This is a genomic window from Aeromonas sp. SER (assembly GCF_038739615.1).
Classification (GTDB): domain Bacteria; phylum Pseudomonadota; class Gammaproteobacteria; order Enterobacterales; family Aeromonadaceae; genus Aeromonas; species Aeromonas jandaei.
In genome coordinates, this window is sequence record NZ_JBCGFC010000006.1 from 234709 (window position 1) to 257127 (window position 22419).

General features: G+C 62.6%; 24 protein-coding genes. 9 read left to right on the plus strand and 15 right to left on the minus strand.

The window, feature by feature from the left end; all coding sequences use genetic code 11:
- Positions 1-4: 4 nt before the first annotated feature.
- From AAHA41_RS11730 to AAHA41_RS11740, 3 genes are all read right to left on the minus strand, one after another.
- The gene (locus tag AAHA41_RS11730) at positions 5-502 is read right to left on the minus strand and encodes a GNAT family N-acetyltransferase (protein WP_071913263.1); all 498 of its coding nucleotides are present in this window, start codon (positions 500-502) and stop codon (positions 5-7) included.
- Positions 503-607: 105 nt separating this feature from the next.
- Entirely contained in the window at positions 608-1123 is a 516-nt protein-coding gene (locus AAHA41_RS11735; RefSeq protein ID WP_255938093.1) for a GrpB family protein, read from the minus strand.
- Between the two features lie 309 nt (positions 1124-1432).
- Positions 1433-1750, minus strand: a complete 318-nt coding sequence (locus AAHA41_RS11740; protein ID WP_052448098.1) for a DUF1496 domain-containing protein — start codon at positions 1748-1750, stop codon at positions 1433-1435.
- Positions 1751-1973: 223 nt separating this feature from the next.
- Here AAHA41_RS11740 and AAHA41_RS11745 point away from each other — a divergent pair, with 223 nt between their 5' ends.
- Both AAHA41_RS11745 and AAHA41_RS11750 read left to right on the plus strand, forming a co-directional pair.
- Positions 1974-3299 carry a hypothetical protein gene (locus AAHA41_RS11745; protein ID WP_323068676.1) on the plus strand — a complete coding sequence of 442 codons (1326 nt, stop codon included), beginning with the start codon at positions 1974-1976 and terminating at the stop codon, positions 3297-3299.
- Between the two features lie 138 nt (positions 3300-3437).
- Positions 3438-4214, plus strand: coding sequence for a transporter substrate-binding domain-containing protein (locus tag AAHA41_RS11750; RefSeq protein WP_323068677.1), 777 nt, complete (start codon positions 3438-3440; stop codon positions 4212-4214).
- A gap of 38 nt (positions 4215-4252) precedes the next feature.
- Here AAHA41_RS11750 and AAHA41_RS11755 read toward each other — a convergent pair whose 3' ends face one another.
- The gene (locus AAHA41_RS11755) at positions 4253-5074 is read right to left on the minus strand and encodes a helix-turn-helix transcriptional regulator (RefSeq protein ID WP_323068678.1); all 822 of its coding nucleotides are present in this window, start codon (positions 5072-5074) and stop codon (positions 4253-4255) included.
- A 180-nt stretch (positions 5075-5254) separates the two neighbouring features.
- On the opposite strand from AAHA41_RS11755, the gene tyrS reads away from it, so the two are divergent.
- The 3 genes from tyrS (at position 5255) to AAHA41_RS11770 (ending at position 8362) form a co-directional block, all read left to right on the plus strand.
- Positions 5255-6520, plus strand: coding sequence for a tyrosine--tRNA ligase (gene tyrS / locus AAHA41_RS11760; RefSeq protein ID WP_323068679.1), 1266 nt, complete (start codon positions 5255-5257; stop codon positions 6518-6520).
- Positions 6521-6716: 196 nt separating this feature from the next.
- Positions 6717-7628 (plus strand): triacylglycerol lipase, encoded by a 912-nt coding sequence (locus AAHA41_RS11765; protein ID WP_041210076.1) that lies wholly within the window; start codon positions 6717-6719, stop codon positions 7626-7628.
- Positions 7625-8362, plus strand: coding sequence for a lipase secretion chaperone (locus AAHA41_RS11770; RefSeq protein ID WP_323068680.1), 738 nt, complete (start codon positions 7625-7627; stop codon positions 8360-8362). Before AAHA41_RS11765 ends, AAHA41_RS11770 begins: the two co-directional genes overlap by 4 nt.
- A 46-nt stretch (positions 8363-8408) precedes the next feature.
- Here the strand turns inward: AAHA41_RS11770 and AAHA41_RS11775 are convergent, their stop codons facing one another.
- Genes AAHA41_RS11775 through sgrR form a run of 3 tightly spaced genes read right to left on the minus strand, consistent with a single transcriptional unit; the run spans position 8409 to position 11319 of the window.
- Positions 8409-9122 (minus strand): hypothetical protein, encoded by a 714-nt coding sequence (locus AAHA41_RS11775; RefSeq protein ID WP_323068681.1) that lies wholly within the window; start codon positions 9120-9122, stop codon positions 8409-8411.
- A gap of 32 nt (positions 9123-9154) precedes the next feature.
- Positions 9155-9550 (minus strand): thioesterase family protein, encoded by a 396-nt coding sequence (locus tag AAHA41_RS11780; protein WP_323068682.1) that lies wholly within the window; start codon positions 9548-9550, stop codon positions 9155-9157.
- Positions 9551-9600: 50 nt separating this feature from the next.
- Complete coding sequence (gene sgrR / locus AAHA41_RS11785) at positions 9601-11319, minus strand: HTH-type transcriptional regulator SgrR (protein WP_323068683.1); 1719 nt, start codon at positions 11317-11319, stop codon at positions 9601-9603.
- Positions 11320-11418: 99 nt separating this feature from the next.
- On the opposite strand from sgrR, the gene AAHA41_RS11790 reads away from it, so the two are divergent.
- The 3 genes from AAHA41_RS11790 (at position 11419) to AAHA41_RS11800 (ending at position 13748) form a co-directional block, all read left to right on the plus strand.
- Positions 11419-11595: a hypothetical protein gene (locus tag AAHA41_RS11790; protein WP_104015927.1), complete on the plus strand. Its 177-nt coding sequence runs from the start codon at positions 11419-11421 to the stop codon at positions 11593-11595.
- Positions 11596-11744: 149 nt separating this feature from the next.
- Positions 11745-13013: an aminotransferase class I/II-fold pyridoxal phosphate-dependent enzyme gene (locus AAHA41_RS11795; RefSeq protein ID WP_323068684.1), complete on the plus strand. Its 1269-nt coding sequence runs from the start codon at positions 11745-11747 to the stop codon at positions 13011-13013.
- A 108-nt stretch (positions 13014-13121) separates the two neighbouring features.
- Positions 13122-13748 carry a glutathione S-transferase family protein gene (locus AAHA41_RS11800; RefSeq protein WP_323068685.1) on the plus strand — a complete coding sequence of 209 codons (627 nt, stop codon included), beginning with the start codon at positions 13122-13124 and terminating at the stop codon, positions 13746-13748.
- A gap of 66 nt (positions 13749-13814) precedes the next feature.
- On the opposite strand, the gene AAHA41_RS11805 is transcribed toward AAHA41_RS11800, so the two are convergent.
- Entirely contained in the window at positions 13815-14714 is a 900-nt protein-coding gene (locus AAHA41_RS11805; RefSeq protein WP_323068686.1) for a DMT family transporter, read from the minus strand.
- Positions 14715-14786: 72 nt separating this feature from the next.
- Positions 14787-15227, minus strand: a complete 441-nt coding sequence (locus AAHA41_RS11810) for a DUF2214 family protein (RefSeq protein WP_033115539.1) — start codon at positions 15225-15227, stop codon at positions 14787-14789.
- A gap of 128 nt (positions 15228-15355) precedes the next feature.
- On the opposite strand from AAHA41_RS11810, the gene AAHA41_RS11815 reads away from it, so the two are divergent.
- A complete protein-coding gene (locus tag AAHA41_RS11815) occupies positions 15356-16954 on the plus strand; it encodes a diguanylate cyclase (protein WP_323068687.1) in 1599 nt (532 codons plus the stop codon).
- A gap of 90 nt (positions 16955-17044) precedes the next feature.
- Here the strand turns inward: AAHA41_RS11815 and AAHA41_RS11820 are convergent, their stop codons facing one another.
- The 6 genes from AAHA41_RS11820 to AAHA41_RS11845 are packed head-to-tail and all read right to left on the minus strand — an operon-like array spanning position 17045 to position 22310.
- Positions 17045-17698 carry an HAD family hydrolase gene (locus AAHA41_RS11820; RefSeq protein ID WP_323068689.1) on the minus strand — a complete coding sequence of 218 codons (654 nt, stop codon included), beginning with the start codon at positions 17696-17698 and terminating at the stop codon, positions 17045-17047.
- A 39-nt stretch (positions 17699-17737) separates the two neighbouring features.
- On the minus strand, positions 17738-18745 hold the full coding sequence (locus AAHA41_RS11825; RefSeq protein ID WP_323068690.1) for an ABC transporter ATP-binding protein: 1008 nt from the start codon (positions 18743-18745) through the stop codon (positions 17738-17740).
- Between the two features lie 6 nt (positions 18746-18751).
- Positions 18752-19528, minus strand: a complete 777-nt coding sequence (locus AAHA41_RS11830; RefSeq protein ID WP_042648076.1) for an ABC transporter permease subunit — start codon at positions 19526-19528, stop codon at positions 18752-18754.
- Positions 19521-20420: an ABC transporter permease subunit gene (locus AAHA41_RS11835; protein WP_040068741.1), complete on the minus strand. Its 900-nt coding sequence runs from the start codon at positions 20418-20420 to the stop codon at positions 19521-19523. Before AAHA41_RS11835 ends, AAHA41_RS11830 begins: the two co-directional genes overlap by 8 nt.
- The gene (locus AAHA41_RS11840) at positions 20420-21253 is read right to left on the minus strand and encodes an alkaline phosphatase family protein (protein WP_323068691.1); all 834 of its coding nucleotides are present in this window, start codon (positions 21251-21253) and stop codon (positions 20420-20422) included. The genes AAHA41_RS11835 and AAHA41_RS11840 overlap by 1 nt, the downstream gene beginning before the upstream one ends.
- Before the next feature lie 10 nt (positions 21254-21263).
- Positions 21264-22310, minus strand: a complete 1047-nt coding sequence (locus AAHA41_RS11845; RefSeq protein WP_033115526.1) for an extracellular solute-binding protein — start codon at positions 22308-22310, stop codon at positions 21264-21266.
- Positions 22311-22419 lie beyond the last annotated feature (109 nt).

Consider the following 22419-nt stretch of genomic DNA (forward strand, 5'->3'; position numbering starts at 1 on the left):
ATCGTTAGCGACTGGCGCCCCCCGCGACTCTGGCCATATAGAAGACATCCACATAGCGCCCCTGGCGGAAGGCATAGTCGCGAGCTCGCCCCTCCTCCACAAAGCCGAACTTGCGATAAAGCGCCAGCGCTGCTTCGTTATCGACAAAAACCGTCAGCTCGATCCGGTGCAGGTTGAGCCAGTTATCGGCCAGATCCAGCGCCGCGGCCATCAGGGCAGAGCCAACCCCCTTGCCAGCCCAGTCATCCCGCACTCCCATGCCAATCCCGGCCACATGCTTCCGTCTGGGATTGGGCTCCACATGCAATACTATCTGGCCAACCAGCAGCCCCTCTACCTCGGCAACAAGCGCTACCGCGCCACTCTGTTCCAGCCGCTGTTGCCAAACACTCAGCGCTGGATAGGGCAGTTGCAAGGTGCCCGCCTGAGCATTGGGCATGGCATGAAGATCCCGCAAGGCGGGGGCATCGGCGGGTTCGGCATGACGGATGGTAATCGGCATATGAGGCTCCTTCTCGAAACCCCCATCATGCAATATCCGGCTGATTTGCACATCCCCCCAGCCCACTTATTCGCCGGGCCGTGGCTGAGGTAGGGCACCGGCTTTCTATCGCCTGCTGACCTGCCAGCTCAGCGCTCTCGCCTCGTGCTCTTTCACAAAGTCATTCTTGCCCTCGCAATAGCGCTCGATCCGGTTCTCACACTGCGCTGCAACCGTCTCTTTCAGAGCGGCATACTCCCGGCAGATGGCAGGATGAGCCCTGAGATAATCACGAAAAGCCAGATGACGAACGACATGGGGATCCCCCTGCAAGAAGGCATGGATCTGGTGCGTCCTCTCATCACCCCCTTTGCGAAAATAGCGACGCCGCGAGATGCCGCACTCTCCCATCGCTTCGTACCCCATGACTTCCAGCAGACCGTTTTGCTGGTCTAGCCGCTCCAGCGAGGAGACCTCCAGCAGGATATCTATGATGGGCTTGGCCGCCAGCCCGCTGACCGAGGTACTGCCGATATGGTGCACTGCGAGCAGACACTCATCCAGCAGGCTGCGCAGTTGGTCTGCTTCTGCCTGGAAGAGGGCTGGCCATTGGGGGCGGTAGGGAACAACTTCGACTTTCACGGCATCTGCTCCTGGGGGATACGTGGTATCAAGCCATTGGCAACGAGGCAAACTGGCCGGATTTGACGGCAACACCTAACAAAAACGGAGCCAAGGCTCCGTTTTTTCACTTCTGTATCAATCACGGACAGAACGCGCTTCGCGCTCTTGCCGCTCCCTTGCCAACAGGCGTTTGTACCACCAGCTACTGCGACGACGTTGTGCATTGGAAGAGCGACGAGCCATTTCTTAGGTTCCAGCCATGAGAAGAAGGAGCTGCATTATGCGACAGGGATCACGCCCTTGTCTTTAGCTGGATCAAGAAATGGGTCACTGACCAACCGAAATCGTTTTTTGTTGTCGATCATCGCGGGTCGCCGGCAATACGGTCGCCGCCGAACGCCAGACCAGCGGGCCATTGCTCTCCAGATCGTTCTGCGGGCCACACTCCAGCCAGATATCCCCCTGTAGAATTCGGGCGCCCTGCGAGTACTTCTGATCTTGAAACCAGCAAACCCGCTCCGGCAGGGAGCCGAGCGGCAATACCAGCTGGGTACTGCTCCCCTCGCCTGCCACCCTGGTATCGGTAGCTGCATGAACGGGCAACAGCCAGCAGGATGCCAGCAGCCAAAGAACTCGATTTTTCATGGACTCTTCCTTTACTTCGGTGAGCTCAGCCAATAGGGAGCGACCATACCGCGTGTTTACTTTACCGGCAAATGCAAGGCTGACTGGTATTCCGGAACCAATATGGTAGCCTGCCTGCGCCCGCTGACTATCTCTTGTCGTCAGCCGTCAAATTCCGGTGAATTTGTCCGTTCAAGACAAAATATAACCTTATTTATCAAATCGTTATTTGGATATTATCCCAATGCGTATCATGCCGTTGCTCAAGGCGGCCTGCCTGAGCCTGATGTTGTCCGCCTGTGTTGCCCCTCTGCTGATGATGAGCCCCACCAGCCAGTTGATGTGGGCCCTGCTCAAGCCACTGGTCGGCTTCGATCCCAATGAGGCGAACCTGTTCGAACAGCCTCTCGTCAAGGATCGGATGACTGCCATCCTTGGCCCCAATTACGACACCACCATGCAGCTGCTCAAGACTGCCAACAAGCTGCAGCAGGAGGGGCCGCTCTTCTACGTGCTCTCGGAGTATGCCCCCGTACCCGACATCGCTAAACAGGCGGGTATGGTCTGGAACTCGCAGACCAACCAGATGTCCGTGCTGCTGCAAAAAGGGGATGGCACCACCCAGACCTTCGGCGAAAATCTGGCGGGTACCACTCCGGTCTGGCCAACCGCCATGCAGGGCTGGCAGGCTGCAACCACGCCGCTTGCCACCACCGGCAATGCGCTGACGGGTAGCAGTACCAGCTCGAGTGCCGCCGCCCCCTTCTCGCTGGGCAGTGCGATCGGCAACGCCACCCGCAGCGTCACCGGCTCTCTGACCAATAGCGCCACGCAGGCGATCAGCGGCACCACCAGCAAGCTGACCGGACAAGCCACCCAGGCCGCAACCACTGGCGCCACCAGTGCAGCCAAGAGTGCCACGACCGCGGTCGTTCCGGCCAAACAGGCTGTCGCCAACACCACCGCAACCGTTCAGGAAACCAAAGCGGCGCTAGCCCAAACCAGTCAGGCTGCGAGCAGTGCAGTCGCTACTGCAGCACCGGCAGCCACTAAAGCCGCTGTCGAGCCCGCCAAGCAGGCGGCCAGCAACGCTGTCGCTACCGCAGTACCGGCAGCCACCAAAGCCGCAGTCGAGCCCGCCAAACAGGCAGTCAGCAGTACAGCGGCTACCGCAGCACCGGCAGCAACCAAGGCCGTAGTGGAGCCCACCAAACAGGCGGTCAGCAGCGCTGTCGCTACCGCAGTACCGGCAGCAACCAAAGCCGCAGTCGAGCCCGTCAAACAGGCAGTCAGCAGTGCTGTCGCTACCGCAACACCGGCAGCCACCAAAGCCGCTGTCGAGCCCGCCAAACAGGCGGTCAGCAACGCAGTCGCGACCGTAGCACCGGCAGCCACCAAGACCGCCGTCGAACCCGTCAAGCAAGCTGTCAGCAGCGCTGCTGCTACCGCCACACATCAGGTGAGTGCCGCTGGCCATACAGCGGGCGAGAGCGTAGCCGATGCCGCCAAAGAGGCAGAGGCCAAAGCCCGCGCCAAGGCAGAAGCCGAGATGGAAGCCCTGCTCAAGTAATGCCACAGGCCACCGCAAGGTGGCCTGTTACTTTCCGCCATACCGGGTGGCAATATCGTGCAATCTGATCATGAAGTTGTGGCAAAGGCCACATAGACTGTTAGTTAATCACGGTCTTATCCGCACAAGGAGTGTGTCATGCGTTGTCTGCTCTCTGCTCTGCTCGGTTTTGCCCTGCTTGTCGCGCTCCCTGCCCATGCCTTTATCTACTACTCGGAGCAGAACATGCCCCTCAACGGGCAGGACAAAAATGGCCAACCGGTGGGGATGGCTGTCGAACTGCTTCGTCTCATCTGGCGCGAGCTGGGTGAACCTGTTCAGCCGATCCATTTTATGCCTTGGGCACGGGGCTGGTATCTGCTGACCCAGCAGCCGGAGGCGGTTCTTTTCACCACGGCTCACACCAAAGAGCGGGATCCCCACTTCCTATGGGTCTGCCCCATCAGCTACTCCCGGGTAGCGCTGCTCGGCCGCAAGAAGGATGCCCCCAAAGTGACCGGCAAGGCGGATCTCGCCAAGCTGCAGATCGGGGTGATGCAGGCGGATGTAGGTGAGCAGCTGCTGCTCAACCGGGGAGTCAGTCCGCTCAATCTGATGTCGGTAGAGCGGATGGATCAGGTGGTGCGCCAGCTCATCATGGCCCGTACCGATCTGGTAGCCGGCAACGAGGTGATGCTGTTTCACCAGCTGAAAGAGCTGGGCTTCAAACCCGATGATTTTGTCACCGTAGCGGTACTGGAAGAGCAGGACAACTGCTTTGCCTTCAACCCGCAAGCCGACAAAAACGAGGTTGCCAGAATCCAGCAGGCGCTCGACAAGGTCAGACAGGGGGATGAGTTCAAGCGGCTTATTGCCCGCTATGAACACCTTAACCCCCCGCACAACGCCGACAGCCAGCCTACCCACATCGAATAGCCCCGCAGCCCGCCACTTGGCGGGCTCTTTATTTCCCGTTACCCCCCTTCGCTGACAGCCGCAGGCGCCGTAATGAGGTGATTGAGGAAGAAGCGGAACAGCTCGGCCCGCGAGCGCAGATGCAGCTTGGCGTAGAGGTGCTTGCGGTGATTCTTCACCGTGCCGCTGCCGATACCGAGCGCACCGGCAATGGCCTCGGTATCCAACCCCTGCAACAGCAATCCCGCCACCTGACGCTCGCGGCGAGTGAGACTGCCCCCCCCCACGCTGGCGATGGCCTGCTCCACGGTCGCCTTGAGATCGGTGCCACCCGGCAGTACCGGACTCTGGGCCAGCAACGCGGCTCCCTCTCGCCAGTGCTGGCGGCACAGCGAATGCACCAGCGGAAACAGTGCCTCCAGCCTCGCCAGCTCGTCACGGCCTAGGGTGCTGCGCTTGTCGAGCCGCCCCAGAAACAGCATCAGGGTGAACCCGTCCCGCACCGGCAGGATCAGCCCCACCTCCTCCTGCCAGCCGGTGGCCTGATAGAAGTGGTGGCGATACTCAGGGTCGAGCCGACCTTGGGAGACCTGCGCCAGCGTCCAGACACCTGCAGGCAAGCCCTGCTCCAGCGCCTGCATAAAGGGATCCTGGCTGAAGTGGCGGGTGAGGTAGCGATCGAACAGCAGCGCCCGCTGGTGATGCAGGTTGTCGTAGAGGTAGACGGGGCGCTGCCCCACCCCGAGCAGCAGGGCACAGTCGAACGCCACCTGCTGCTGGATGAGGCGCACCAGCGCCGCCGGAAAGGCGCTGCCGTGCAGGGCATCGACCACCTCGGTCATGCTGCAGGTCAGGGTATCTGTGGCAAGAGTCTGGTTCATGGATGCTGGCTCATGGCGATGGCTTCCGGGTGGCGGGCAGGCTCCCCGCGATGGTCGTGTGATGATCACACGATGGCAGGATGCTAGCACGAGAGTGGCAAAACTGTCCCCTGGGGGACATATTCGATGCGAGCCAGAGCAGCGAGGATGTGGCCCTTTCCCCTTGCTGTTGGAGAACCCATGATCAACCCCCACCTGCTCGATGAGCTGACCCGACGCGGCCTGGTGGCCCAGAATTCCGACCCGGTGGCGCTGGCCGACCATCTTGCCACCCCGCGCACCGTCTACTGCGGGTTCGATCCCACCGCTGGCAGCCTGCACATCGGCCATCTGGTGCCGCTCTTGATGCTGCGCCGCTTCCAGCTGGCGGGCCACACTCCGGTGGCGCTGGTGGGCGGTGCCACCGGCCTAATCGGCGATCCCAGCTTCAAGGCGACCGAGCGCAACCTCAACAGTGCCCAGACGGTGCAGGGCTGGGTAGCCAGCCTGTCGGCCCAGATAAAAGCGCTGCTGCCAGCGAGCGAAGGGCTGGCGGCGCCGCTGCTGGTCAACAACGCCGACTGGATGGGGCAGATATCCGCTCTCGATTTTCTGCGGGACATCGGCAAGCACTTCTCGGTCAACGCCATGCTGGCCCGCGAATCAGTGCGCCAGCGGCTGGCTCGCCCGGATCAGGGCATCTCGTTCACCGAGTTCTCCTACGCCCTGCTGCAATCCCAGGACTTCGCGGTGCTCAACCAGCGCCTCGGCTGCACCCTGCAGATTGGCGGCAACGACCAGTGGGGCAACATCACCAGCGGCATGGATCTCACCCGCCGCCTCCATCAGGCTCAGGTCTATGGCATGACGCTGCCGCTCATCACCAAGGCGGACGGCACCAAATTCGGCAAGACCGAGGGTGGTGCGGTTTGGCTCGATCCGGCGCTCACCTCCCCCTACGCCTTCTACCAGTTCTGGCTCGGCACCGCGGACGAGGATGTCTACCGCTTCCTGCGCTACTACAGCTTTATGCCGCTGGCCGAGATTGAGGCGCTGGAGGCGGAGGATGCCACGCGGCAAGGACGCAAACTGGCCCAGCAGGTGCTGGCCGACGAGCTGACTGAACTGGTGCACGGCAAGGGGGCGCTGGCAGCTGCGCAGCGCATCAGCGAATTGTTGTTCAGTGGCGAGGTGGCCCGCCTTGGCGAGAGCGATCTGGCCCAGCTGGCGCAGGATGGCATGCCGAACTGCCGTATCGAGGGAGAAACCGATCTGGTGACCCTGCTGGTGGAGAGCGGTCTGGCCAACTCGAAGCGGATCGCCCGCGAGCTGCTGGCGGCAGGGGCCATCAGCCTCAACGGCGAGATCCGTCGGGATGAACAGCTCACCGCCGACGATCGGCTGTTCGGCCGCTACCTGCTGCTGCGCCGGGGCAAGAAGCAGTACCGGCTGGTGATGTGGCACTGATTCCCGTTTGGTTGGGGAGGTATCACAAGGTCGCCTCCCCGCCTCAACCGCTGGCCAGGGATGGCCACAATCTCTTTTGAATCCCAACTTGCGATCCCCCTCACAGCCCGTTTCTCAAGCAGCCACCATACTGGCACCGGCGAACATGGAGTCCGCCCCACCTCACAACCCTGACAAATCGACAAGGATGCTGATGATGAAGAGATGGCTTCTGGTGCTGCTCTGCACCCTGCCCATGCTGGCGCACGCCAGCGGATATACCCAGACCCGCTACCCCATAGTGCTGGTGCACGGCCTGTTCGGCTTCGACAAGCTGCTCGGGGTCGACTACTTCTACGGTATTCCGCAGGCCCTGAGCCGCGATGGCGCCAAGGTCTACGTGGCTCAGGTATCTGCTACCGCCAGCTCCGAGCAGCGGGGGGAGCAGTTGCTCGCCCAGATTGAACTGCTGCTGGCCGCCACCGGCGCCGAGAAGGTCAACCTGATCGGCCACTCCCACGGCGGCCCCACCATTCGTTATGTCGCCTCGGTCGCCCCCGAGCTGGTAGCTTCTGCCACCAGCGTGGGCGGGGTGAACTACGGCTCCGACATCGCCGATCTGGTGCGCACCAATGCGGCGCCCGGCTCGGCCGCCGAGAAGCTGGCTGCCGCCGCTGCCCACGCACTCTCCGGCGTCATATCTCTCCTCTCGGGGGGAAGTCAGCTGCCGCAGGATCCGGTCGCCGCGCTCGATGCCCTCACCAGCAAGGGAGCCAACCAGTTCAACCAGCGCTATCCGGAAGGGCTGCCCAGCCAGTATTGCGGCGAGGGGCCGATGCGGGCGACCAACGGCGTCTACTACTTCTCCTGGAGCGGACGCGGCAACATGACCAATATTCTGGATCCGGTGGATCCGGCGCTGGCGCTGACCGGCACCTTCTTCAAGGAGCCCAATGACGGGCTGGTCGGCGTCTGCAGCAGCCACCTCGGCAAGGTGATCGGCACCGACTACCGGATGAACCATCTGGATGAGGTGAACCAGTCCTTCGGCATCCACCACCTGTTTGAAACCGACCCGGTCACCCTCTATCGCGACCATGCCCACCGCCTCAAGGAGCTGGGACTATGAGGATCGTCACCCTGCTCGCCGTCCCCTGCGCCATCGCCCTGCTGATCGGCGGCGTGCTGCTCTGGCCGGCAGCACCGACTGCGCAGGTGGCGCGCCAGCAAGGCGTACCTGCCGCCAGCAACCATCACCACGATCCCGTGCAGGAGGCCGCCGATGAGCTGCAGGAGCGTTATCGCACCTTTATCTCGGCCCAGAGCAGCCTGACCGTGCCCACCGATATCACCCTCGCCAGCCTGCAAATTCTCTTCGACGAGCGGGAGCAACTGCGCCAGCAGAGCTTCACCCCGGCCGAGCAGGAGCAGCTGTTTGCCGAAGATCGGCTGATGGAGCAGTGGACCCTGCGCCGCAAGGCGCTGGCCGAGGCAAGCGATGCCGACAAGCAGGAGTTGGCCAGCGAGCTGGAGCTCTGGCTGGCGGCGCAGCCCCGGTGGTTTCAGGAGGCCGAAGCCAACGGCCGTCTGCTGGGCGAGCTGCAGGCGCTGGAGCAGATGGAGCCAGCCAGACGGGATGCCGTGCTGCTGGAGAAAGCGGGGCCGGAAGCGGTAGATCGGCTGCATCAGCTCGAACAGGATCGGCAGGGATTCAAGGAGCAGCTCAATGGCTATCTGGCCGAGCTGGGGCAGTTACCCGCCAGCGCCAGAACCGAACAGCAGCAGGAGCTGCTGGCCCGCTGGTTCGAGCCACAGCAGTGGCGACGGGTCGAAGCGCTCACCCGGATGAAGCTGGGGGAGTAGTAAGCCAATGACAAGGGGCCGCGATGGGCCCCTTGTTGTGGTGCGCTTATTGCGGCTTGTTGGTCGCCGGCAGCGGCTGCCAGGTGAGGCGAGTCACCTGATTGCCCTGCACCTCGCACTTGAGACTCAGCTCCTGCCAACCCTTCTCCTGACGCAAGGAGACATCGCCCGCGATGCCCTGCTCGCCAATCTTCAGCTTCTCCTGCTCGAAGATCACCTTGTCGCCACCAGCCAGCGCCATCAGCTTGCCGTTGCAGAGCCAGTGGGCGAGCTCAGCCCCCTTGAGCTTGACGCTGCCCTTGGCCGCCTTCTGTTCGGCAGCGCCGGGAGCAAAGAGCTTGCTCAGCTCGGCGGCCCGTTTGGTGAGCCACTCCTGACGCTGCTGCATGCTCATCTTGCTGACGAACTCGGCTGGCTGACCCTTTTCGTCCAGCCATTGGGTCAGCTTGCCGCTGTCGTCAAAGGCGAACTGGGCGGCGGGCTCTTTGACCCCGAACAGCTTGCCCCCCTTGAAGTAGTAGCGGCTCTCCCCCTCCAGCTTGCCCAGCTCGTTCATGATGGGCACGGCGATGATGACGGGGGCGCCATCGACCCAGGCCTTGATGTCGACGCCGTCGTGGCTGAAGAGACGGGTATCGAGGGCACTGGCGGCCCCCTTTTCCATCAGGGAGAACTGTTCGGCAAGAGTTGCCGCCAGAGACGGCAGGGAGCAGAGCCCCAGCCCCAAGCCGAGGCTCAGAGCGATCACGGTATTGCGCATATGTGTCCTGTGTGTTGGCCGAAAGGCCCGGGTTAACTCTCTATCAACCAGGCCCGCAGCCCCTCCCGGTGAGTCTCGCCCAGAGGGATGGATTGGCGTGCCCGATAGTCAAAATGGATCAGGGTCGTCTCGCCGGTGACGGCCAGCTCCCCCTGCTGCCAGGCTTCCTGCCAGATGGTGAAGGAGCTGCTGCCAATGCGACGCACGCCGGTCTTGATGGTGACCGGCTGGCCGTAGAACAGCTCCCGTTTGAACTGCACCGTGTAGCCCGCGATGATCAGGTGCCAGTCATGCACATCCAGCTCGGGCGAAAAGATCCGGAACAGGGGATCCCGCGCCGACTCAAACCAGACCGCCGGCACCGTATTGTTGATGTGACCGAGGGCATCTGTCTCCTGAAAGCGGGGTTGGATCTGCATTTCCAGCATGGCTGGTGACTCCTTGTCGTTGAACCGCGCTCAGGCTAACGCGCCCCGCATCAGGACTCAAGCTCCCCGCCATCGCCCTGTGCCTGACCAACCAGCTCGGGTCGCAGCCAGGCGCTGCGAAAATCGAACCAGCCGAGCGCCGTCATCCGCACCCCGTGCACGCCGATGCGGCTCTCCAGCTCAAGCCAGTGGTGAAACAGCGGCACAAACCAACCCTGCTGCTGCACCCGGGCCATCAGGGCGCGCGGGCCGGGTTCGGCACCGCTGGCGCGCCACTGCGTCAACCCCTGCCACAACGGCAGCTGGCTGGCCCACACCCGGCGCAGCAGCGGAGTGCCCTGCAACCAGCCGTAAGGGGCAAAAGGCCCCTCATGCTCAAGGTTGAGGGTGCCAAGCCAGAGATCCACATCCTCATCCTCGCCACTCACCCAGCGGCCGTAATCGAGGGTGCGCACCTCAAGCTCAATTCCCTGCGCCCCTAGCAGATCGGCCATGGCACCGGCACACTCGTTGAACTCGATATGCTGGTTGAAGCAGGCGAGCACCAGCCGCTGTGGCAGGCTCTGTGGCCGGGGCTGCGGCGGTGGCAGCGCCTCGCGCCAGTGGGGCAGCATGCCGAGGGCGCTGGTCCAGCCCCGTTGCAGCTCGGGGGCAACCCGGGCCATCAGGGCCACCGGACTGAGCAGCTGAATGATCCAGTAGCGCAGAGCAGGATCCTGCAAGGCACGGGAGCGCTCATCCTGCAGCAGGAAGTAGCAGCCCGATTCGAGCTCCGACTCGCCGCGCATGGTGCCAAGCTCGGGGCTGTCGCGTCCCAGCTGCAGGTGGCTCTCCAGCCGCTCCGCCAGCTCCGGCAGCATCCAGATGTCGATCTCGTCGAGCAGGGCGCGCAGACCGAAGTAGTCATCAAAAGCGGCTAGGCGCAGCTGCAGCGGGTCGTTGGCGATCACCCGATAGGGGCCGGTGCCCACCGGTTGCAGGGCAAAGCCCGCCTCCCCCTTGAGCTCGCGCGGCAAAATGGCCGCCACCGGCTCGGCCAGCAGGTCGGGCAGCAGGGGATCCGGGCTGTCGAGATAGAGATCCAGAGTGCGCGGCCAGGGGCTCTCCAGCCGCGCCAGATGGGCGAACAGCGGGCGATCCCGCAGGGCCAGCAGACTCTCCATCACATCCTCCACCACCAGTTCGCGGCCGTGGTGAAAGCGCACCGCCGGGCGCAGGTAGAAACGCCAGTGGCAGGGGCCGACCTGCTCCCAGTGGTGAGCCAGATCGCCCTCTATTTCCCCATTTTCCTCATTTCGCCGGGTGAGGCCGTTGAAGATCTGGCGGCTGAGATGCACCTCCGAGCGGCGCATCGGGCCGGTAGGCAGCAGCTGCGGCAGCGGCCGGTAGTAGGGCACCCGCAGGATCTGACGCCCCTCGCGGGTGGCCTGACCGAGCTGCTCGAGCAGCAGCGGGGTGAGCAGATCGAGGCGATCTTCGGCCAGCCGCACCGCCTGCGCCAGCTGGCCCTCACTGAGCAGATCCCGCAAGCGGCGCCGGGTCAGGCTCTCCTGACTGTCGAGCAGAGTGAGCCGGGAGCGCCGCCCCCGCCCCGCTTCCGCTGTCCAGTTGAGCCAGCCCTGATCCTGCATCCGCCGCAGCAGCAGACGAGCGTTGCGCGGGGTGCAGCAGAGCAGCTCCGCCACCTCGGCGAGACTGATCTCCCGCTCATCACAGCCAAGCTGCTGGGCGAGCCGTTGAAATTGCTGGTAGAGGCGACCTGTCGGCATAAAAGAGGAAATCCTTCATTCAAAAGTCATCAGTTTTTACTTCCGCATTTTAACTCAATACTGACGATGATGCTGAGCAACAACATAAGGAGCCTCACCATGAACCATCACATCGAGCCCAAACCGAACCGGATCCAGCAGATCCTGCGCCGTTACTTCAAGCGGATCCTGCCGCGCCCGCTGCCACTTATCGAAGATCCCATGCAGCAGCTCAACCGCCTAATGCAGTGGGATATGAACCAGATCGACGACAAGGAGTATCGCCGCCGCCTCTGAGTGCGAGCCGTGCCAGCCACTCGGGACGCGCATCCCTGCGGGAGCAATTGCTTTGCCGGATCTTGCTGTTTACAACGGCCACGGGCCTGATAGATTGGACGTCTATCCATCTATAACTGCCATAAGCAACATCCAACAAGGAGTGTGTGATGAAAGATGCGACCCTGGCCCTGCACCACGGCTTTACCAACGACCCCACCACCAAGGCCGTTGCCGTCCCCATCTACCAGACGGTGGCCTACGAGTTCGAGAGCGCCCAGCACGGGGCGGATCTGTTCAATCTGGCGGTGCCGGGCAATATCTACACCCGCATCATGAACCCCACCAACGATGTGCTGGAGCAGCGGATGGCCGCGCTGGAAGGGGGGATCGCCGCACTGGTGGTCTCGGCAGGTTCCGCCGCCATCACCTACGCCATTCAGGCGCTGACCGCAGCCGGTGACAACATCGTCTCCACACCCCAGCTCTATGGCGGCACCTACACCTTGTTCGCCCACATGCTGCCGAGTTTCGGCGTTGAAGTGCGCTTCGCCAAGGATGACAGCGCCGAAGCCATCGCCGCCCTCATCGACGACAAGACCAAGGCGGTCTACTGCGAGAGCATCGGCAACCCGGCGGGCAACATCGTCGATCTGGCCGCGCTGGCCAAGGCAGCCCATGCCCGCGGCGTGCCGCTTATCGTCGACAACACGGTCGCCACCCCGGTGCTCTGCAAACCGATCGAACATGGCGCTGACATCGTCGTCCACAGCCTGACCAAATATGTCGGCGGCCACGGCAACTCGCTGGGTGGCGTCATCGTCGACTCGGGCAAGTTCCCCTGGGCGGATCACGCCGAGCGCTTCCCCCAGCTGACCAAACCAGAACCCTCCTACCATGGAGTGGTCTATACCGAAGCCTTTGGCCCGGCCGCCTTTATCGGGCGAGTGCGTACCGTGCCGCTGCGCAATACCGGCGCAGCGTTGGCGCCGATGAACGCCTTCCTGCTGCTGCAGGGGCTGGAGACCCTCAGCCTGCGCATGGAGCGCCACGTCGACAACGCCCTGCGGGCCGCCAACCACCTCAAGCATCATCCCAAAGTGGCATGGGTCAGCTACGCCGGTCTGCCGGGTCACCCCCACTATCTGCTGGCAGAGAAGTACATGGCCGGTCGCCCCTCGGCCATCCTCTCGTTCGGACTGAAGGAGGGTTATGAAGCCGGCGTGCGTTTCTACGATGCGCTGAAGATCTTCAAACGGCTGGTCAATATCGGTGACGCCAAGTCGCTGGCCTGCCACCCCGCCTCCACCACCCATCGCCAGCTGAGCGAGGAGGAGCAGGCCAAGGCTGGCGTAAAACCCGAGATGATCCGGCTGTCGGTCGGGATCGAGGCGATCGAGGACATACTTGCGGATCTGGATCAGGCGCTGGAGGCATAAGTCAGTCAACGAGAGAGAGCGGGCATCAGCCCGCTCTTTTTTTACTGCCGGTGAACCGCCCCCCTCGCCCGCTCGTATACCCCACCCTGCCACCGAATCGAGGTCCTTATGATAGTCCTGCACCACCTGAACAAATCCCGCTCCCAACGCATCATCTGGCTGCTCGAAGAGCTGGGCCAGCCCTATGAGATCAAGGCGTATCAGCGCGATGCCACCACCTTTCTGGCACCGCCTGAGCTCAAGGCCATCCACCCTCTCGGCAAGTCGCCGGTCATCGAGTTCGACGGTCGGGTACTGGCAGAATCGGGCGCCATCACCGAGTACCTGATCGCCCGCCACGCTCCGGAACGGCTGGCACCAGCTCAAGATAGCCCCGACTATGCCGAATACCTGCAGTGGCTCCACTTCGCCGAAAGCTCGGGCATATTGCCGCTGCTGCTCGACATGTTCGTGCGCAAGGATGGCAGCCCGATGCGCTTCCTGCCGGACTACGCCAAGGCGGAGTGTGCCAAGGTGCTGGGCTACCTCAACGATGTGATGGCGAATCGCCACTATCTGGTGGGGGATCGCCTCTCCGGCGCAGACATCATGAACTCCTTCCTGGTGGATCTGCTGGCGCAAAGCGGCCAGCTGGCCCACTTCCCGCACCTGCAAGCCTACTGGCAGCGTCTCAATACCCATCCGGCCCGCCAGAAGGCCATGGAGCTGGAACGCGAGCTGGATCAGCGCCCCTGACCGAACAGCCACCATGCAAAACGCCCCGACTGTCGGGGCGTTTTTGTTATGCAGGCAGAGCGCGGTTTACTTGGTCGCAGGCACCTTGTCGCGGCGCGACTTCCACCACCAGCGCAGCCGGATCTGGGAGATCAGCATCCCCGCCAGCATCAGCGAACAGCCCGCCACCGTCTGCTCATCCAGCGTCTCATCCAGCAGCAATACGCCCCCCACGGCGGCGAAGACTGTCTCCAGACTGAGAATGATGGCAGCATGGGCCGGATGGGCGCCGCGCTGCCCCAGCACCTGCAGGGTATAGCCAACCCCCACCGAAACCAGACCAGCGTAGAGCAGCGCCTGCCAACCGGCAACCGCCCCGGCCACCGTCGGCGTCTCGATGATGAAGGCGGTGACGAGGCTGAGCAGACCGCACACCACAAACTGCACGCAAGCCAGCTTGATGGGGGCCACCCGATTGGAGTAGTGATCAACCAGCAGCAGATGGATCGCCCAGAACAGCGCGCCAATCACCTGCAGCAGATCGCCAAAGCCGATGGAGAAGTCATCCGTCACGCTCAGCAGATAGAGACCGGCCAGCGCGATAAGCGCGCCAATCCAGGTGTTGGTGCCGGTCTTGTGGTGCAGCAGCAAACCCAGCACAGGCACCAGAATGATGTAGAGCCCGGTGATAAAACCGGCCTTGGCGGCTGTGGTGTAGAGCAGCCCCACCTGTTGCAGGGAGGCGGCGCAGAACAGCACAAGTCCGGCCAGCACACCACCGGTCAGCAGTTGGCGATGATCGCCCGTGACTGCAACAGGTTGTCGGGATTTGAGCCACCAGAGCAGCGGCAGCAGAGAGAAGGCGCCGAGCAGAAAGCGCAGGCCATTGAAGGTGTATGGCCCCATATGATCCATCCCGAGGCGCTGGGCGACAAAGCCCATGCCCCAGATGGTGGCAGCCATCAGCAACATCAGATTGGAACGCATGATGATTCATCCTTAAATCAGCGTTTTGCGGGTTATCTGATCCAAGATACCCGTCTCCCCACCCTCTTGTCTTTATGGCAGTGGATGTTTTACCAACAGGGCGAAGAGCAGTACCAGCAACATGTTGCCACGCAGGATCCAGATCACCCGGAATTGCTGCTGGATGGAGATCATCGGCGCCCGCCCCAACCGCAGGGAGCGGCGCCAGCGATAGAATAGACGGCTGGGGTAATCGAGCGATCCCACGATCACCAGAAAGAGCAGGGTCTGCATGCCGTGAGCCGGGTGGGCAAAGAGAGCCGCCAGCGAGCCGGCATGTTCGAGCGCCAGCAGACAACCGGTGGCAAAGATGCCGAACAGGGCCAGAGCCGAAACCCCGTCCACCACCAGCAGACGGCGCACCCGCACCATGTTGAGCCCTCGGCGAAAAATGAGGTATTCGATGCACAGGGCGAGCAGCAGCAGAATAATACTGCCGTCATGGAGATGGCAGAGCAGAGAATGATTGAGCATCAGCAAATTCTCACTTTCTGCCTTTAGACGAGCAGAGCGGCATCATATATGCTGGTCTCACACGAGTTAAAAAGGACTTTTTCATGCCCCGCGGTACGTCCAGGAATACGTGGTCATTAATCTCCCGCATGCGGTTGGGCCTCCTCCTGCTCTTTATCCCTGTTTTGCTGCTGGGCAGCATCTACTACCTGCATATGGAGCGCACCCTGCGCAACGAGCAGGAACAAAACCTGGTAGCCCGCAATACCCAATATCTGCACACCCTGCTAGAACCCTATCTGGAGACGCTCAAACGCCAGTTTACGCTGATTTACCAGCAGGTAAATTATCAGGACTTCATTGAGCCGACCATTCGCAACGGCGAGCACTATCTGCAGTCGTGGCGGGCCTATCACAAGGTGATGGAGCTCGACTATGTCTATGTCGGCACCGAACATCGCAAGATGCTGATCCATCCGGCATGGCAGGCTGACGAAAGGTTCGATCCCCGGGTTCGCCCCTGGTACAAGCTGGCGGCCAGCCACCCCGGCCAGATTGTCTTTACCGACCCCTACTACGACTACACCCTCGGCACCCTCACCATGGCGCTGGCCCGAGTCATCCTGACCCCGGACGGCAAACGGGTCGGTGTGCTCTCCCTCGATACCCAGCTCACTCCGCTCGCCAGCTGGCTCAACAACAAACGCGGTGTGGATTATCACGACGGGCGGGGTTATCAGATGCTGATCAACCACGAGGGGCTGGTACTGGCGCACCCGGATCGAGCCCGCGTCTTCAAGCCGCTGGCCGACCCTACATGGCTGACACGGATGAAGGGCGATCAGGGCTTCTTCCTCGATGAGGCAAGCGGCCAGATGGTCGCCTACAACCGCATTCCCGAGCAGCGCTGGGTCCTGCTCAGCGTCGAGCCTACCGCCAGCATGGAACGGGTGATCGACAGCGTCTCCATCAACGTGCAGCTGATGATCGGCGTTGCCTGCATACTCTATCTGCTGCTCGCCATGCTCTGGTCACGCTACTTCCGCCGCATGCTGGGCGAGATCACCCTGCTGATCCGGGCCAGCCGCTCCGGCGGCATCGCCTACAACGGCCGCCGCATGCTGGAGCTGGCCAAGGTCTACGAAGAGATGGATGCCGCCAGCCAGGACTTCGCCCAGATCCGGCTGCAAGCCAATCAGGACAAGCTCACCGGCCTCTACAACCGCCGCTTCTTCGACGAGTGCCTGCAACAGCAGATCAAGCAGGGCCACCCCTTCGGGCTGGTGATGTTCGATCTCGACAACTTCAAACGGGTCAACGACACCTTCGGCCACCAGACCGGTGACGTGGTGCTCAAGCGGGTGGGCAAACTCGGCATGCGACTGTTCCACGACTGGGGCTGGTTCTGCCGCTATGGTGGCGAAGAGCTGGTGCTCATCTTCCGCTACGGCGAGGATCAACCCATGCTCCCCTCCCTGCTGGAGACCTTCCGGATCGGGGTGGAGCAGCTGGAGTGGCGCGAGGTGGATCTCACCATCACCATCAGCGGCGGCGTCGCCTTCAGCAAACCCGGTATGTCGGGCAAAGATCTGATTGAGCTGGCAGACAACGCCGTTTATCGCGCCAAGCGGGAGGGGAAAAACCGCATCTGCTTCCCGCAAAACGGCGAACAGACAGCACTGCCGGATGAACCGCGTCCCGCGGACAAGGCGTCTGATGAGGAGCCGCTACGCGCCAACGAGGCATGACAGCCAACAGCTGCGCTCAGATAACAAGAGAGAGGCCTTCCGGCCTCTCTCTTTTTTCATCACCACTTTTTCATCGCCACCAACCGGAGTTCAAAGCTGCCACTCCAGCACGGGCCAGCCCAGATCCTCGGCCTGCTGGCGCAGTGCGGGGGCCGGATTGACCGCATGGGGATGGCTCACCGCCCGCAGCATGGGCAGATCATTGTGGGAGTCGCTGTAACCAAAGCTTCCCTGCCAGAGCTGTTCTCGCCCGGCAAAGAGCTGGTTGATGCGGGCCACCTTGCCGTCGCGAAAACTGAGGGTGCCGCGGGTCTGGCCGGTCAGCATGCCGGACTCTTCATCAAGCAGGATGGCGACACAGTGCTCCATCCCCAACATCCGCGCCATGGGGGCCACCAGATGTTCGCCGGAGGCGGAGATGAGCACCAGCTCGTCGCCACGCTGGCGGTGCCACTCGATACGTGCCAACCCCTCGGGGTAGATGCGCTCGCGCAGCACCTGCTCGGCAAAGCGGGTGCAGAGCGAGTCGAGCCACTGGCGCGTCTTGCCCGCCAGCGGTTGCAGGGTGAAGGCCATGTACTGGTGCATGTCCATCTTGCCCTGATGGTAGAGGGACATCATCCCCTGCTCCTCGGCAATCATGCTGGCGGGGGCCAGCTCCTCGGCCACCATGTACTCCAGCCAGAGGCTGGCGGAATCCCCGGCAATCAGGGTCTCGTCCAGATCAAACAGTGCCAGTGCCATGGGCGCTCCTCGCAGTGAAAATGGAAATGAAATACGGCCTCATGCTACCTCACAGAGCAGATCCCGGGCCACTACCAGGGTCACGGAGCGCCCCACCGGCAGCAGCTCGCGGGCCGAGCGGTTGAGGCAATCCACCGTCAGCACGCCTGCCTCGCAGGTCACCTGATAGCGGATCACGTTGCCAAGCAGCTGTTGCCCGCTGATCACCCCCGGCAGGTTTGGTTCGTCGCTGTGGGTGCCAGCCGGCAGCAGGGAGAGGGACTCGGGTCGCAGCGCCAGCTTGCCCTGAAAACGGGGGCCAAACAGCGACTTGCCCTGCTCGGCGCCAAGCAGGTTGTAGTTGCCGATAAAGCTCGCCACAAACTCGCTGGCGGGACGGGTATAGATCTCCTCCGGCGTACCACTCTGGACGATGGATCCCTTGTTCATCAGGAAGATCCTGTCCGACATGGTCAGCGCCTCCTCCTGATCGTGGGTCACGAAGATGGTAGTGAGCTCAAGGCGCTGCTGGATCTCGCGGATCTGCTGGCGCAGGCTGCGGCGGATACGGGCATCCAGCGCCGAGAGCGGCTCGTCCAGCAGCAGGATCCGCGGCTGCACCACCAACGCTCGGGCCAGCGCCACCCGCTGGCGCTGACCGCCGGAGAGCTCGGCTGGATAGCGGCGCTCGAAACCGATCAACTCCACCAGCTCAAGCGCCTCCTGCACGCTGGCGGCGAGATCCCGCCCCGGCTGGGGTTTCATCTTGAGGCCGAAGGCAACGTTGTCCCACACCGTCATGTTGGGGAAGAGCGCATAGCTCTGGAACACCATGCCGATACCCCGCTTCTGGGGTTCCTGCCAGGTGATATCTTCACCAGCCACCCGCACCTGACCGCCATCCACCGGGGTGAGCCCGGCCAGCGCCCGCAGCAGGGTTGACTTGCCACAGCCGGAGGGGCCAAGCAGGGTCACCAGCTCCCCCTTGCGAATGCCGAATTCGATCCCCTCGAACACTTTGGTGTCGCCATAGGATTTGTGCAATTGATTCACTTCTAGATGGAACATGTTGATTCACCGATGAAATCTGTTGGCCGCCCAGGTGAGCAGCAGGGTCAGCAGGAAGTAGCTCATCACCAGTGCGCTGGTGAAGTGGCCCGAGGTGGCGCGCATGTTGTAGAGGTAGACCTGCAGGGTCTCGTAACGGGTACCCACCAGCATGTTGGCAAACACGAACTCGCCGAGCAGGAAGGAGAGCGAGAGAAACAGCGCCGCCAGCAGCCCCTTGCGCAGACAGGGGATCACCACCAGCAGAAAGGCGCGCCGACTGCTCGCCCCCAGCAGGTGGGCGGCATCCATCAGATCCTTCAGCGGCACGCCCTGCAGGCTGTTGGCCAGCGCCCGGTACATAAAGGGGAGCACCACGGTGAACCAGGTGCCGATCAGGATCCACGGCGTGCCGATAATCGGCAGCACGCCGTCAGCGTAGATCTGCAACAGCCCGACCGAGGAGACCACCGGCGGCACCGCGAAGGGGAGCAGGATCAACAGGTTCATCCAGGGATCCAGCTTGGGGAAGTAGTAGGCCACCACTAGCACGGTCGGTACCAGCACCAGGGTTCCCAGCAGCAGGGTCGCGAAGCAGACCAGGAGGCTGCGGCCAAAGGCCGCCAGAAAGCGCGGGTCGCCCCACAGCTTGAGATACCAGTCGAGGGTGAAGCCATCCGGCAGCAGGGTCGCCCCCCAGCGGGTGGAGATGGAGTAGAGAAAGGTAGCCAGCAGCGGCAGCAGCAGGGTGGCGACCAGCCCACCCAGCACCCACTTGGGCCAGCGCGGCGTCAAATCATGCATGGGATTGCCCCTTGTTCACATAGCTCTTTTTCAGCAGCCACTGGTTGGCGGCCGTCACTACCCCCAGCAGCACCATCAGGATCACCGCCAGCGCCGCCGCCATATTGGGCTCGAGGAAGATATCGCCGGAGACCAGGCTGGCCACCCGGATGGTCACCAGATTGAAGTTGCCGGTGGTGAGGGCGTAGGCGGAGGCATAGGCCCCCACCGCGTTGGCAAACAGGATGATCAGGGTGCCAAGCAGCGCAGGCGTCAGCACCGGCAGCGCCACGTGCCACACATACTGCCCCTTGCTCGCGCCGAGCAGCGCGGCCGCTTGCGGCCACTCATCCTGCAGCGCATCGAAGGCCGGATAGAGCAGCAGCAGGGCGAGCGGGATCTGGAAGTAGGTGTAGATGAGGATAAGGCCGCTGCCCGAGTAGAGGTTGAAGCCGTCTATCAATCCCCAGGATTTCAGCAGCAGGGTCACTGCACCGTTGATGCCGAGAATGATGATGAAGGCGAATGCCAGCGGCACGCCGCTGAAGTTGCCGGTCATGGTGACAAAGGCCAGCAGCACCCGCTTGACCCGCTCGCCGCTGTGGCGCAGCGCCGCCGCCCCGAGGGTGCCGATGGCAAGCCCCGCCAGACTGGCGATACCGGCGATGCGCAGCGAGTTGCCGAACGATTGCAGGTAGAAGGGGGAGCTCAAAATCTCCCGGTAGTAGTCGATGCCCCAGCCATCCGGGGTTTGGAAACTGCCCACCAGCACCCACACCATGGGGGCAAGCTGGAACAGGATCATCAAGAGGATAAAGGGCAGCAGCACCAGCGCGGGCAGCCAGTGGCGGCGCACCTTCTGCTTGGTTGCCACGGGTTGATCCACCAGGATCTCGGTGGTTGCAGGCATCATCAGTGCACCTCGCGCATAAAGGCGGCCTTGAGCAGCGGTGGCGCTGCCGGCTTGTCGTGGGAAACCCCCAGCAGATCCGCCATCAGGGCGCAGAGCTGGGTCTGGGCAATCGCCACCCCATCCGGCCAGCGCTCGACGAAAGCATCGCCAAACAGCCAGAGCGGCACGGTGCGCTCTTCCGGCAGGGTGCCGCCGTGGCTCAGGTCGTTGTTCATGCCGTGATCCGAGGTGACTACCACCTGATACCCCTCCGCCAGCCACTGGGGCAGCAGGTCGGCCAGCAGGCTGTCCATGCGGCGCGCCTGATTGCGGTACTGGCGGGAGTCGAAGCCAAACTTGTGGCCCACATCATCCACCCCCATCGGGTGGATCAGCAGAAAATCGGGATCGTACTGGCTGCGCAGCCACTCGCCATCCATCAGCAGATGGCTGTCGGGGTAGTTGTCATCCCAGTAGAAGCAGCCGTGCTGGATCGGCAGCTGCTCGTCGTGGGTAAAGCGATCGCGGGCCGCCAGCCAGGGGCTCTTGTTGTAAAGCTCGCTCACCCAGTAGTAGGCCGCCGCCGCGGTGCGTTTACCCGCGGCGCGGGCCAGATGGAAAATGGAGTCATGCAGACTGAGACGACTCACCCCGTTGTGAGTGATGCCGCTCGCCACCGGCGGGACGCCGGTCAGGATGCACTCGTAGAGAGGCCGGGAGAGGGATGGCAGGGCGCAGCTGAGGGTCGTATAGAGGCCACGCTCCGCCTCCACCATGCCTGCGAGGTAGCCCATCCCATGGGCTACCCCGGCAGAGAGGCCATCCACAAGTACCACTATCACCTTGTGTTGCACTGGCCGCTCCTTACTGCATGTAGATCATGACGTTCTCTTGCCACTGACGCGGCAGGGCCTTGGAGCTCTGCTCCCAGGCGGCGTGATCCTGCACCGGCTTGGCCTTGGCATACTGCTCGGCCGGCAGCAGCTTGGCCTTCACGTCATCCGGCAGCGCAACGTTGCTGCGGATCGGGCGGGCATAGCCGCGGGCCAAGTTGATCTGACCGGCATCGGAGAGGATGTATTCCCGCGCCAGCTTGGCAGCGTTGGGGTTCTTGGCCCACTTGTTGATGATGGTGGTGTAACCGGCGATGACGGAGCCGTCGCTCGGGATCACCACTTCAAACTTCTTGGGGTCGATCTGGTCGCGGTAGTTGAGGGCGTTGAAGTCCCACAGCACACCCACTTCCACCTCGCCCTTCTCGATGTTGGCGATGGTCGGGTCGTTCAGCGACAGGCGACCCTGCTGGGCCAGCTTGCCGAACAACTCCAGGGCGGGCTTGAGATTCTTCTCGCTGCCACCGGTGGCATAGGCCGCCGCCAGCACGCCGTTGTTGGCTTGCGAGGCAACACCCACATCACCCAGCGTCACCTTGTAGTTGCCGCCCAGCAGGGATTGCCAGCTGGTGGGGGCAGCCTTGACCAGATCCTTGTTGATCAGGAAGGCGATGGTGCCGGTATAGGCCAGCATCCAGTGACCATCCGCATCCTTGGCCCAGTTGGGAATGTCAGCCCAGGTGGAGGGCTTGTAGGGTTGGGTGACCCCCTGCTTGACCGCAACCGGGCCGAAGGCACCGCCCACGTCGCCGATGTCGGCGGTGGCGTTGGCCTTCTCGGCGGCGAACTTGGCGATCTCCTGCGCCGAGCTCATGTCGGTATCCTGATGCTTGATGCCGTAGATGTTGCCCAGCTGCTGCCAGGTATCCTTCCAGTTGGCCCAGCTGTCGGGCATGCCGATACTGCTGAGCTGCCCTTCGCCGCGAGCGGCCTTCTCGAGATCCGCGATATTTTCGGCGGCAAACAGTGGCTGACTGATGGCCACCAGAGCCAGTGCACTTGCGATCACGCTTTTCATCATCCCATCCCTCTGGACTAGGTCAGTTAAGGTTCGAGAGGGATGCTAGAGGGGAAATATGACGGTCGCGGGGCGCTTTGATGGCAGTTTGATGACAATTTCCCTGTCA